The sequence below is a fragment of the Marivita sp. genome, assembly GCF_965656765.1.
Taxonomy (GTDB): domain Bacteria; phylum Pseudomonadota; class Alphaproteobacteria; order Rhodobacterales; family Rhodobacteraceae; genus Marivita.
In genome coordinates this window covers 1-10,339 of sequence record NZ_CBFHLV010000087.1, presented here as the reverse complement: position 1 = coordinate 10,339, position 10,339 = coordinate 1, and the positions used below count along the sequence as shown (strand labels likewise).

General features: G+C 57.5%; 11 protein-coding genes. 7 read left to right on the top strand and 4 right to left on the bottom strand.

Annotated elements, in window-relative coordinates; all coding sequences use genetic code 11:
• Positions 1-179: 179 nt before the first annotated feature.
• A complete protein-coding gene (locus ACTG4M_RS16120) occupies positions 180-560 on the bottom strand; it encodes a helix-turn-helix domain-containing protein (RefSeq protein WP_439124686.1) in 381 nt (126 codons plus the stop codon).
• Between the two features lie 296 nt (positions 561-856).
• Here ACTG4M_RS16120 and ACTG4M_RS16115 point away from each other — a divergent pair, with 296 nt between their 5' ends.
• Positions 857-1,828 (top strand): NADPH:quinone oxidoreductase family protein, encoded by a 972-nt coding sequence (locus tag ACTG4M_RS16115; protein ID WP_439124685.1) that lies wholly within the window; start codon positions 857-859, stop codon positions 1,826-1,828.
• A gap of 9 nt (positions 1,829-1,837) precedes the next feature.
• Here ACTG4M_RS16115 and ACTG4M_RS16110 read toward each other — a convergent pair whose 3' ends face one another.
• Positions 1,838-2,716 carry a LysR family transcriptional regulator gene (locus tag ACTG4M_RS16110; protein ID WP_439124684.1) on the bottom strand — a complete coding sequence of 293 codons (879 nt, stop codon included), beginning with the start codon at positions 2,714-2,716 and terminating at the stop codon, positions 1,838-1,840.
• A 124-nt stretch (positions 2,717-2,840) separates the two neighbouring features.
• Between ACTG4M_RS16110 and ACTG4M_RS16105 the strand changes: the two genes are divergently transcribed.
• Both ACTG4M_RS16105 and ACTG4M_RS16100 read left to right on the top strand, forming a co-directional pair.
• On the top strand, positions 2,841-3,062 hold the full coding sequence (locus ACTG4M_RS16105) for a DUF1127 domain-containing protein (protein ID WP_439124683.1): 222 nt from the start codon (positions 2,841-2,843) through the stop codon (positions 3,060-3,062).
• Positions 3,063-3,227: 165 nt separating this feature from the next.
• The gene (locus ACTG4M_RS16100; protein WP_439124682.1) at positions 3,228-4,010 is read left to right on the top strand and encodes a Bax inhibitor-1/YccA family protein; all 783 of its coding nucleotides are present in this window, start codon (positions 3,228-3,230) and stop codon (positions 4,008-4,010) included.
• 179 nt (positions 4,011-4,189) lie between these two features.
• Here ACTG4M_RS16100 and ACTG4M_RS16095 read toward each other — a convergent pair whose 3' ends face one another.
• Positions 4,190-4,591 carry a hypothetical protein gene (locus ACTG4M_RS16095; protein ID WP_439124681.1) on the bottom strand — a complete coding sequence of 134 codons (402 nt, stop codon included), beginning with the start codon at positions 4,589-4,591 and terminating at the stop codon, positions 4,190-4,192.
• Between the two features lie 189 nt (positions 4,592-4,780).
• On the opposite strand from ACTG4M_RS16095, the gene ACTG4M_RS16090 reads away from it, so the two are divergent.
• The 4 genes from ACTG4M_RS16090 to ACTG4M_RS16075 all read left to right on the top strand — a co-directional run bounded on the left by ACTG4M_RS16090 (position 4,781) and on the right by ACTG4M_RS16075 (position 9,540).
• A complete protein-coding gene (locus tag ACTG4M_RS16090; protein ID WP_439124680.1) occupies positions 4,781-6,466 on the top strand; it encodes an NAD(P)H-dependent oxidoreductase subunit E in 1,686 nt (561 codons plus the stop codon).
• Positions 6,467-6,530: 64 nt separating this feature from the next.
• Complete coding sequence (gene ftsY / locus ACTG4M_RS16085) at positions 6,531-7,931, top strand: signal recognition particle-docking protein FtsY (protein WP_439124679.1); 1,401 nt, start codon at positions 6,531-6,533, stop codon at positions 7,929-7,931.
• A gap of 97 nt (positions 7,932-8,028) precedes the next feature.
• Complete coding sequence (locus ACTG4M_RS16080) at positions 8,029-8,931, top strand: EamA family transporter (protein WP_439124687.1); 903 nt, start codon at positions 8,029-8,031, stop codon at positions 8,929-8,931.
• Positions 8,932-8,934: 3 nt separating this feature from the next.
• Complete coding sequence (locus ACTG4M_RS16075) at positions 8,935-9,540, top strand: inner membrane-spanning protein YciB (RefSeq protein WP_439124678.1); 606 nt, start codon at positions 8,935-8,937, stop codon at positions 9,538-9,540.
• A 76-nt stretch (positions 9,541-9,616) separates the two neighbouring features.
• Here the strand turns inward: ACTG4M_RS16075 and ACTG4M_RS16070 are convergent, their stop codons facing one another.
• Complete coding sequence (locus ACTG4M_RS16070) at positions 9,617-10,054, bottom strand: Lrp/AsnC family transcriptional regulator (protein ID WP_439124677.1); 438 nt, start codon at positions 10,052-10,054, stop codon at positions 9,617-9,619.
• Between the last annotated feature and the right edge of the window lie 285 nt (positions 10,055-10,339).

Below are 10,339 nucleotides of genomic sequence, written 5' to 3'. Positions count from 1 at the left end.
AAGCTTATTGTCGGTGGCAAGGCCGCTGGACCTGAAATGCGGTAAGATAGCTGCACGCGCAGCATCTGCCATGCGTTCGGCCACTGACCATAGGTCAGCGGCTTCTGTAGATGTGAATTCTGTCATGAAATGCCTCCTGCAAGCAGCCCGCCAAGGGCTACCTCAGGTGGCAGGTCTGCTCAAGCGACGTCTGAAAGAACGCGTGCCAGTTCGAACAGACGGCGGCGTTGGTTTTCAGGGATCGCATAGTACGAGCGGATCAGGTCCAGCGCTTCTTTGTCGCCAAGAAGGTCAGCCGGGATCGCTTCGGTCGAGGCAGTGTTGGCTTCCTTTTGTTCGGCATCTTCGATGCCTTCAAAGAAGAACGCCACCGGTACATCCAACGCGTCGGCGATATCCCAAAGGCGGGACGCGCTGACACGATTTGCACCTGTCTCGTATTTTTGAATTTGTTGGAATTTGATTCCGACCTTTTCAGCAAGCTGTTGTTGGGTCATGCCCACCAACCAGCGCCGATGCCGGACCCGTTTTCCCACATGGACGTCAACAGGATGTGCCATCTTGCTCCCTTTCGCCAAACGTAAACACTCGTCTTTTTTTGATGGATAAGTCGCTAAGCGTTGATAGTAAATCACGTCCTGTAAGGACAACCTATCCGGTTATTGATGGCGGGAAGCTATAGCATGACAGGTATGAGGGCAAGATAATTGCTAAACACATTCATGTAATGGTTAACAAAACGCAACCAGCCCCTCATGGGCGGCATAATGTTAGCGAAAACATCGTGTAGATGCCGTGACAGTCCTTACCATGTAAGCCAAAGTCAAACCGTAACAATTTAAGCTAGGAGTTCGAATTGAAGGCGTTTCAGGTCCATAGTCACGATGCCGCACCCAAGATTAACGATGTGGCTCTTCCGACCCCCAGTTCCGGCGAGGTTCGCGTGCGAATCCATGCCTGTGGGTTGAATTTTGCGGACCTGTTGATGGTCAAAGGCACCTACCAGGATACGCCAGCGCTTCCTTTCGTCCTTGGTATGGAAGTATCCGGAATCGTTGATGCACTTGGCGAGAACGTGACCGGGTTTTCCGTTGGTGATCGGGTTGCGGTATTCGGAGGACAAGGCGGGTTGGCAGAGTACGGCTGTTTCGACGTGCGGCGCGCGGTTAAGCTTCCTGATGGTATGTCGATGGTCGATGCGGCGGCGTTTCAGATTGCGTACGGCACCAGCCATCTTGCGCTGGAGCATCGCGCACGTTTGCAACCCGGCGAGACGCTTTTGGTGCTGGGTGCGGCGGGTGGAGTTGGCCTGACCGCCGTTGAAATCGGCAAGCTGATGGGGGCGAAAGTTGTTGCCTGCGCACGTGGCGCGCCCAAGCTTGAGGCGGCCAAAACGGCGGGCGCGGATCATCTGATCGACGCTGAAACCCAAGACATCCGGACCGAGATGAAAGCGCTGGGTGGCGCGGATGTGGTCTATGACCCTGTTGGTGGAGAGCAGTTTCAGGCGGCCTTCCGGTCCTGCAAACCAGAGGCCCGGATCCTGCCCATCGGCTTTGCCAGTGGGGATGTCCCGCAAATCAAAGCGAACCACCTGTTGGTTAAAAATCTATCGGTTTTGGGGGTTTATTGGGGGGGGTACCTGCAATTTTGCCCGGATGTGGTGACGCAAAGTCTTGCCACGCTGATGGAGTGGTACAGTGCGGGCAAGCTGACACCTCATGTCAGCCATACGCTCGATTTTGACAGTGTCGCAGATGGTTTGGAGCTTTTGCGCAGCCGGAAATCCACGGGCAAGGTGGTCATCCGGCTGACCGACGAGGCGTAATCTGGCGGGTTATTCCGCCGCTGCGCGCAGATCGACACCTGAAATGGCCGCGAATTCACGGCGCAGCAGATCGCAGAGCGGTTCGATGATCTGCGATCGCGCCGTGCCTCGATAAAGCGCAACCGACTGGTGCCCAAGTTCGGGAAGGTTTGCGTTGCTCGGAATCACTTCGAACTGCGGCGGCTCGTGGCCTTCAAGAACCGATGTGATCGCCAGATCAGCGCTTACTGCAACTTCGATGGCCCGGTCGCTATCCGAGGACAGCACCAGGTCCCAAACGGCACCGTCCTTTTCCAGTTTGCTCAGCGCGACGGGACGAAAGGAACAATGGTTGCAAAAGGCGACAGGCAAGGGGCTTAGCTTCCAGGCGTGACCGCCAGGCGCACCATACCAGCGCAATGGCACCTTCATGAGGATGTCTGCAGCGCCATCTGGATGGGTTTCGGTGGTCAGGATCACATCAATTTCACCGCGGGTAAACTGGTCTTTCAGATCGCTGGTGTAAGAGCTTATCAGTTGTACCTTCACGCGGGGAAAGTCGCGCTGCATGGCTTTCATCACATTGGGAATCGCCGGATATATAATGTCGTGCGGCACCCCGAGGACGATTTCGCCTTCCCAGACAGTGTTGGTCAGCTTGCCGTATACCTCGTCATTAAGATCAACGATACGCCGCGCATAGGCCAAAAGCTGGTCACCCGCCGAGGTCAGCGCGACGCCGCGCCCTTGCCGGTCAAGGAGGGTCAAATCAAGGCTTTCTTCCAGCCGTTTGATCTGCATCGACACCGCCGACTGCGTCAGGTTTAGGAAAGACGCCGCCCGCGTCACGCCGCCCGCATCGGCAACGGCGATGAAGGATCGAAGCGTGGTGATGTCCAGATTTCGCATATATCACAAACCATGATGATTGAGTTCAAAAACATTCGTTTCACAAATGTTGGTAGCACGCTCATATACATCAGGCAACACGATGGTTCGGGTGCAATGCATCACAGATGGAAAAGGATACGATATGTTGAGCTTGATGGACACTGTCTTTGGACGCGCTGACTTTGCCCCCCGTCGCGGAGGGTTCTTCAATCGCATAGAGGCCGCATTGGCGCTGCGCCGCAGCCGCACGCAATTGGCGGCACTGGACGCGCGTCTTTTGGATGATATCGGAATCGACCGCAGTGCTGCAGAGGACGAGGCAAATCGTCCAGTTTGGGACGCTCCGGCCTCTTGGATGAAGTGATTGTCGGCTTCGGCGGCGCCTCAGATGCCCAAAAATGTATATCGAATGCATTTTTCGACATGTTTGATGGATCGGAATGCTTGAAATGCGGCTCCGAAGACCCGATATTCTATTCATCTGTCCCCGCAGGTGCGGGTGACACCCAGATTTATTTCGGAGGGATAAATGGCTGAGTATAACACAATCCGGACGACCGGCGTTGCTGGCGCCCGAGCCGCCCAGATTGATGAGGGTCTGCGCGCGCATATGAATAAGGTGTATGCGACAATGTCGATCGGCATGTTGCTTACCTTTGCTGCTGCTTGGGCCATATCCGGCTTGGCAGTGACGACTGATCCGGCACAGGCAGTGGCGCAGATCGGGGCGGATAAGTACCTGACCTCACTGGGTCAAGCGCTTTACATGTCGCCGCTGAAATGGTTGGTAATGTTTGCACCGCTGATTTTCGTGTTCGGCTTCTCGGCCGGGATTAACCGCATGTCGGCAGCCACTGCACAGACCGTGTTCTACGTTTTTGCGGCGGTGATGGGCGTGTCGATCAGCTCAATCTTCCTCGTATTTACCGGCTACTCGATCATTCAGGTCTTTCTGATAACGGCCATCTCTTTCGCGGGCCTGTCTCTTTGGGGCTACACCACGAAAAAAGACATCTCCGGGTGGGGCAGCTTCCTGTTCATGGGTGTCATCGGCCTGATCGTGGCATCGATCGTGAACATCTTCTGGCCAATGCCCGCGCTGGCCTTTGCGATCTCAATCCTAGGCGTGCTAATCTTCGCTGGTCTGACCGCTTATGACACGCAATCGATCAAGAACGAGTATATTGAGCATGCGCGCCATGGCGATTCTGAATGGCTGGGCAAGTCGGCAATAATGGGGGCGCTGCGCCTCTACCTCGACTTTATCAACATGTTCATGTTCCTGCTGCAATTGCTTGGCAACCGGGAATAAACCGACACATCTATCTGATGTTATTGGGGCTGACCTTTGGGTCAGCCCTTTTTTTTAAGCCCGCAGACAGTGCTCCAGAATTTCATGGCGGAGCCCAAGAAACTTCTACGAAGTTTCTTACACGGGTCTTAAGAAACTGTTGCGATCGGGCTGATAACCAAAGCTGCGCGGCAGTGCGGTCAGACCCCGATTTCTGGTCCCAAACACACCATTGGTTCGTCGTTCTGCTGCGCTTCGTATAGTGTCGTCGCGTTCGGATCGTTCTCGAAAATCGCCCGCAGCCCATTTGATTCCCGGAAGAATGACCAACATTGCGGCGTCGGATTGTCTTCGTAGACAAAGCAAATCATGCCCTCATCTTCGTACCAGACCCCGTCCTTGCACTGTCCATCCAAAAACGACCACCGCACGCGCCGGTCTTCTAGGTATTCCTCGACCCCGTAGGCCTGACCGTTCTGTCCAAAATAGAGTGTCTTGCCCGTGACATAGGCCTCGAACTGGGCGCCGTTCAAAGGTTCAGCGGCAAAGGCAGGCATAACCAAAGCAGCGGTAACGGTGACGGATGTAAGAAACTGTTTCATAGAGCAAAGCCTAGCCAAGACTGTGCTGCGGCACAAATGACATCGGCGTAAGATTTCCTAAAAACAACAACGGTTGCCCATACACGCCTGGGCTGGGGCGGTTGGGTCGCGTTTAAGGTCGTTTTCAGGCTCGTCGCAACCGCGCACCTGTGCAAGTTTGCCGCCAGACGCGAACAAAGGACGACCTCAATGGCATTGGACGAACGCAAAGGCGTGTGGAAATCCGGACGCGGCAAAGGCCGTGTGACGCCGAAGGGCCGTCAATATTCTGATGAGGCGCTGGCCGAGGTTCAGGCACTCTTGAGCGACCGCCCGCGCCGCCGCGATCTGCTGATCGAATTCCTGCACCTGATCCAAGACAAACACGGCCATCTGAGCGCCGCGCACCTTCGTGCCCTTGCCGAAGAGATGCGCCTGAGCATGGCCGAGGTCTATGAGGTAGCGACCTTTTATGCCCATTTCGATGTGGTGAAAGAAGGTGAAACACCACCACCCGCGCTGACCATTCGGGTCTGCGATTCGCTGTCATGCGAATTGGCCGGGGCGCAGGCGCTGCAACAGGCATTGGAAGACGGGCTTGATCCGGCCGAAGTGCGCGTCGTGCGTGCGCCGTGCATGGGCCGCTGCGACACCGCCCCGGTGCTCGAGTTGGGCCATAACCATATCGACCATGCGACCTCTGACAAGGTAAAGGCTGCGATCGCGGCGGGCGACACTCATGTCCATATCCCAGACTACCAAGATCTGAACGCCTATCTCGAAACCGGTGGCTATTCTGCGCTGATCGACCTCCGCGCCAACGGCAACTGGGAGGCCGTGCAGGACAAAGTGCTGGCCTCCGGCTTGCGTGGCCTTGGCGGTGCGGGGTTTCCATCGGGCAAAAAATGGGGCTTCGTGCGCGCCAATCCCGGCCCGCGCTATCTGGCGGTAAACGGTGACGAAGGCGAGCCGGGTACGTTCAAGGACCGCTTTTATCTCGAACGCGTGCCGCATCTTTTCCTTGAAGGCATGCTGATCGCCGCCTGGGCGGTTGAGGCGGAAACCTGCTTCATCTACATGCGCGACGAATACCCCGCTGTGCTCGAAATTCTGCGCCGCGAGATTGCCGCGCTTGAGGCCGCTGGCATGGTCGCGCCGGGGTACATCGACCTGCGTCGCGGGGCAGGGGCCTATATCTGCGGTGAAGAATCCGCGATGATCGAATCCATCGAAGGCAAACGGGGCATCCCGCGCCACCGCCCGCCGTTTGTGGCGCAGGTGGGAGTCTTCGGGCAGCCGACCCTCGTGCACAATATCGAAACTTTGTACTGGGTCGCGCGCGTTTGCCGCGAAGGGCCGGAGTGTCTGAACAGCATCGAAAAGAATGGCCGCAGGGGGTTGCGGTCTTACTCAGTGTCGGGCCGCGTCGCCAATCCGGGTGTCTACCTTATCGCTGCTGGCAGCACGATCATCGACATCATCGAGGCAGCTGGTGGCATGGTCGAGGGGCACAGCTTCAAGGCGTATCAACCGGGTGGTCCATCGTCGGGCATTTTGCCTGCGTCGATGAACGACATCCCACTCGATTTCGATACGTTGCAGCCGCACGGATCCTTCATCGGTTCAGCCGCCGTTGTCGTGCTGTCCGACAAAGACAGCGCCCGCGATGCAGCACTCAACATGCTGCGCTTTTTCGAGGATGAATCCTGTGGCCAATGCACGCCCTGTCGGGTCGGTTGTGAAAAGGCTGTCAAACTGATGCAAGCCGACCATTGGAACCAGCCGCTGCTTGAAGAGCTGTGTACCGCGATGGCTGATGCGTCTATCTGTGGCTTGGGGCAGGCGGCGCCAAACCCGATCCGCCTGACAATCAAGCACTTCCCAGACGAGGTCTGAGCCTTCCATCTTGCCCTGAGAAGGACTAGGTGAAGGACAGTGACCTAGTAGCGGACGGCCCCTGATGTCCTTTTTTGGCAAGCTGAAATCAAAGCTCTTCAAATCCTCTTCCAAGTTGGACGAAGGGCTGGATGCCATCGTCTCAGACGGCGGTGAGGAAACCCCCACACCCGAAGCGCCCCCGCCCAGCGACCCGACGCCGCCCACACAGCCGGAACCGCAGTCTCCACCGCCTGATGTGCCTGCGCCTGAGACACCAGTGGAGGTGCCCGCGCCGGACCTGCCCGAACCGAACGCTCCACGTGAGGTGCCCCAACCGGATCTGCCTGAACCGGAGGCCCCGCAAGAAATCCCGCAACCCGATCTACCGGGAGCGGACACTCCGGCATCGCCTGGTCCGGACATGCCCGCGTCAGAGCCCACGCCAGTCCGCCCACCGGAGCCGCCGCAGAACATACCGCAACCCAGCGATCCAATTCCGACGCCGCCTTCCGAAGTCCAGCCTGTCACACCTACGGAAATCCCGGTGCAGTCGATGGGACTTGCCGATGTTGCGCCGCCTGCTGAGGCCAGCAAACCCGGCCTTCTAGGACGGCTTCTGGGACGCACCGCAGCACCGACCGAAATTCGCCGCGAACTGGATGATGACATGCTCGAGCAGCTCGAAGAGCTGCTTATTCAGGCTGATATGGGCGTTGATACATCGCTGCGCGTGACCGCCAACATCGCTGAAGGGCGTTATGGCAAGAAACTCAGTGTGCGCGAGATCAAGGAGCTTCTGGCGGGCGAAGTGGCCCGCATCATGGAGCCCGTCGCGCGCCCTTTGCCGCTTTATCCGACCAAACCGCAGGTGGTTCTTGTTGTCGGTGTGAATGGCTCGGGCAAAACGACGACCATCGGCAAACTTGCCAGTCAATTTCGCGCAGCGGGTAAAAAGGTGGTCATTGCGGCGGGCGACACGTTCCGCGCGGCCGCAGTCGAGCAGCTTCAGGTCTGGGGCGATCGTGCAGGCGTTCCGGTACTCACGGCACCTGAAGGGTCCGACCCGGCAAGTCTTGCCTTTGATGCTATGACCAAAGCGCAGGCCGACGGGGCTGACCTGCTGATGATCGACACCGCAGGCCGATTGCAGAACCGCGCTGACCTGATGGAGGAACTGGCCAAGATCGTCCGCGTGATCCGCAAGAAAGACCCGGACGCGCCGCACAATACGCTTCTCGTGCTCGATGCCACAACCGGCCAGAACGCGCTCAGCCAGGTCAAGACCTTCCAGGAACTGGCCGATGTGTCGGGCCTTGTGATGACAAAACTCGACGGCACGGCCAAAGGCGGTGTGCTGGTCGCTTTGGCCGACAAGTTCGGTCTGCCGATCCACGCGATTGGAGTTGGTGAACAGATCGACGATCTGCAGCCTTTCGATCCTGAAGAGTTCGCCGCAGCGTTGACAGGTCTCAGTACCGAATGATTGCTTTTTTGGCCCCCAAACACATCGGGGTACGACGTGCCGAACCGAGCGGCTGCGCCGCTCATAAGGATTTTGCACAATCCTTGCGCCGCACATGATCAGCGACTGGCTGATTTCGATCGAAGGGACTGAAGCCGGGCAACAGCTTGCCTTGTGGCTGGCCATTTTGGCAGCTGTGTTGCACGCCGCGTTTGGTGCGTTGCAAAAGGGCAAACATGATCCGTGGATGTCGCGCGGGGCGATTGATGTCAGCTACGGCCTGATGGCTGCACCATTTGCGCTGTTCGTCGTGCCGTGGCCTGAGCCGCATATGTGGCCGATCTTTTTGGGCGCGTTCATCATCCATTTTGGCTACAAGCTCTTACAGGCGCAGGCCTATACCAAAGGTGCGTTTACTGTGGTCTACCCCGTGGTGCGCGGGACGGGGCCGTTGTTCGCCGTGATCGGTGCCTACCTGATCTTCGGCGAGGTGTTCTCGTTGGTGCAATGGCTTGGCCTTGCGGTGCTGCTAAGCGGCATCTTCGGACTTGCTGTCTACAACCTGATCTTTCTTGAAGCCGAGCGTGACACGCTGCCCGTCGCTTTGATGCTGGCCATCGCCACCGGACTGTTTGTGGCGCTCTACACGACCTATGACGCCTACGGCATCCGTGCCACCGCCAATCCGTTCACGTTTCTTGCGTGGTTTTTCATGATCGACGGCATTGCGATGCCGATCATCGCAGCATTGCGCTATCGGAAAATGGCAAACAGACCTGCACTTGGCCCGCTGGCTGTCAGAGGTGTGATCGGCGGATTGGTGGCTTTTTTCAGTTTCGGCTCCATCATGGTAGCCACGCGGCTTGATCAGGTGGGTGAAGCGGCCGTGCTGCGCGAAACCTCGACCGTCTTTGCTGCGATAATCGGTTGGGTGTTTTTGAAGGAAACCGTAGGCCCGCGCAGGATTGCGCTCATGGCCCTGATCGCGCTAGGGGCTGTTATCGTGGAATTCGGAGGCTGATCAGTGGCACAACGGCAAATCCCGCAATGGGTGAAATCGGCGCTTGAATTGGGCCCTGTGATTGGATTTTTCGTCGCCTACCTGTGGGTCAAGGACGAGGTATTCACCTTTGGTGGCACAGAGTATGACGGGTTCATTGTTGCCACCGCCGTGTTTATCCCGGTGATCCTTGCGTCAATGGGGATCCTGTGGTGGCTCACCGGGCACATCAGCCGCATGCAGATTGTCACTGCTGTGCTTGTGGTGGTCTTTGGCGGGCTGACAGTGTGGCTCAACGATGACCGCTTTATCAAGATGAAGCCGACAATGGTCTATTCTTTGCTGGGTGGCATACTGGCGGTCGGGCTTTTGCGTGGTCAAAGCTATTTGCGGGTGGTCATGGGGGAATTGCTGCCGATGGAGCACGAGGGCTGGATGATCCTGACCAAGCGCATGACCGGGTTCTTTTTCCTGTTGGCCGCATCAAACGAGATTGTCTGGCGGACCCAAAGTACCGAGGTTTGGGTGTATTTCGAAACTTTCGTTCTGACCGGGGCGACGTTCTTTTTCTTCATCGCGCAGGCAGGCGTGATCCAGAGATACAGCACTGCGGAAGAAGACCAGCCCTAAGCGGGGGCGACACAGCCTCAAAGCTGGGTCATCGCCGTGTCAACGCGGCGATCTCATTGACCAGTTTTGGCACTAATCAACCGCGCCGGTCGATCTTGGTCGATAGGTGAATGAAACTCTCCGAGCTTTGCACACCTTTCGCTTCGGCAATGTCGTCCAACGCGCTGTCCAAATCCTGAGTCGTCGCCGCACTGATTTCAACAACCAGATCGACCCGCCCGGACACTGTGAAGACTGCCTCCACATTGGGTAGGGCGCGCAACCGCGACAGAACCTCTGGGCCGGTGCGGGGGGTGATCGACACCAACACTGTCGCACGGATCGGGGCAGCCAGCGCATCACCGCTGCGCAGAGTGAAACCGGCGATCACGCCGCGTTCGAGCAAACGGTCGATCCGGGTCTGCACCGTTGTCCGCGCCAGCCCCAGCTTTCGGGCCAGTTCCGCCACAGGCGCGCGGGCATCGCGTTTGAGCAGCGCGATCAATTTTGTGTCTGTTTCGTCGATCTGTAGCATCTTCTCGTCAGTGTGAGTGCAAAAGAGTCAATATTGCAAGAAGTGTCGGCGCGTTTTGACGGTCCAAGGCAGCACAATTTTTCCAAGGCTGACAAAAAGCAAAGACATGAGGCAGATATGGTCGCAGGGGCTGAGGACATCAAATATACGCGGTATGATCAGGCGCACGTCACCACATTGATTCAGCGGCGCCGGCCCGACACGCCGCTCGCGCTGTTTCGGCCGCATGTGCTGGCCCGGACTGCACAGACCTTTCAACGCGGGTTTCCCGGCAACGTCAGCTAT

What these genes read in the sequence shown, in the direction of transcription:
- ACTG4M_RS16095 (WP_439124681.1), bottom strand. Translation starts at nt 4,591, where the DNA reads ATGAAACAGTTTCTTACATCCGTCACCGTTACCGCTGCTTTGGTTATG.
- ACTG4M_RS16105 (WP_439124683.1), top strand. Translation starts at nt 2,841, where the DNA reads ATGTTGAGCTTGATGGACACTGTCTTTGGACGCGCTGACTTTGCCCCC.
- ACTG4M_RS16070 (WP_439124677.1), bottom strand. Translation starts at nt 10,054, where the DNA reads ATGCTACAGATCGACGAAACAGACACAAAATTGATCGCGCTGCTCAAA.
- ACTG4M_RS16090 (WP_439124680.1), top strand. Translation starts at nt 4,781, where the DNA reads ATGGCATTGGACGAACGCAAAGGCGTGTGGAAATCCGGACGCGGCAAA.
- ftsY (WP_439124679.1), top strand. Translation starts at nt 6,531, where the DNA reads ATGTCCTTTTTTGGCAAGCTGAAATCAAAGCTCTTCAAATCCTCTTCC.
- ACTG4M_RS16110 (WP_439124684.1), bottom strand. Translation starts at nt 2,716, where the DNA reads ATGCGAAATCTGGACATCACCACGCTTCGATCCTTCATCGCCGTTGCC.
- ACTG4M_RS16120 (WP_439124686.1), bottom strand. Translation starts at nt 560, where the DNA reads ATGGCACATCCTGTTGACGTCCATGTGGGAAAACGGGTCCGGCATCGG.
- ACTG4M_RS16100 (WP_439124682.1), top strand. Translation starts at nt 3,228, where the DNA reads ATGGCTGAGTATAACACAATCCGGACGACCGGCGTTGCTGGCGCCCGA.